At 47.0% G+C, this 1,169-nt stretch carries 1 pseudogene; it reads left to right on the top strand.

From position 1 onward, the window contains the following. Positions 1-1,169, top strand: a pseudogene (locus tag A3762_RS20365) (DNA-directed RNA polymerase subunit beta'); the annotation flags it as partial.

Below are 1,169 nucleotides of genomic sequence, written 5' to 3'. Positions count from 1 at the left end.
GAGAAGTACAACAAGGTTATCGATATTTGGTCGCGTGCTAACGATAAGGTAGCAAAAGCGATGATGGATACCTTAGGTAAAGATGATGTTGTTGACCGTGAAGGTAATACGGTTCAGCAAGATTCGTTTAACTCAGTATTTATGATGGCCGACTCCGGTGCTCGTGGTTCTGCAGCGCAGATTCGTCAGCTAGCAGGTATGCGTGGCTTGATGGCGAAACCAGATGGCTCGATCATCGAGACACCAATTACGGCTAATTTCCGTGAAGGTCTAAACGTACTTCAGTACTTTATCTCAACGCACGGTGCACGTAAGGGTCTTGCCGATACTGCACTGAAAACAGCGAACTCTGGTTACTTAACACGTCGTCTTGTAGATGTTGCTCAAGACCTTGTTGTTACTGAAGATGATTGTGGTACTGAAGAAGGTCTATTGATGACGCCAATGATCGAAGGTGGCGACGTTGTTGTGCCACTTGGTGATCGTGTTCTTGGTCGAATCACTGCGAAGGATGTTTTTGCTCCAGGTAATGACGAAGATGTAGTTATGCCGCGCGGCACTTTCTTGGACGAGAAGCAAATTGATCTTCTTGAATCTGCAGGTGTTGATGAGGTTTGGGTTCGCTCTGCAATTACATGTGATACTCGCCATGGTATTTGTGCGAAGTGTTACGGTCGCGATCTCGCTCGTGGTCACGTCGTTAACCGCGGTGAGGCGGTAGGTGTTATCGCTGCTCAATCGATTGGCGAGCCAGGTACGCAGTTAACGATGCGTACGTTCCACATCGGTGGTGCTGCATCGCGAGCTTCTGCAGTAGACAATATTCAGGTTAAACACGGCGGTTCTGTACGTCTTAATAACATGAAGAGTATTGAACGTACCGATGGCAACTTAGTTGTTACCTCACGTTCTTCTGCACTTTCTGTTGCGGATGAACATGGCCGTGAGCGTGAGTTCTATAAGCTTCCTTACGGTGCTGTGTTGACTGTGAAAGACGGCGATACCGTTGATGCTGGTCAAGTGGTAGCTAAGTGGGATCCGCACTCACACCCAATCATTACAGAGCAAGCAGGTAAAGCGCAGTTTGTTGGTATGGAAGAAGGTATTACCGTTCGTACCCAAACTGATGAGTTAACTGGCTTATCTAATATAGAGATTATTGATCCAAA

It is taken from the genome of Oleiphilus sp. HI0125, assembly GCF_001635355.1.
This window is presented reverse-complemented; position numbering and strand designations above follow the sequence as displayed.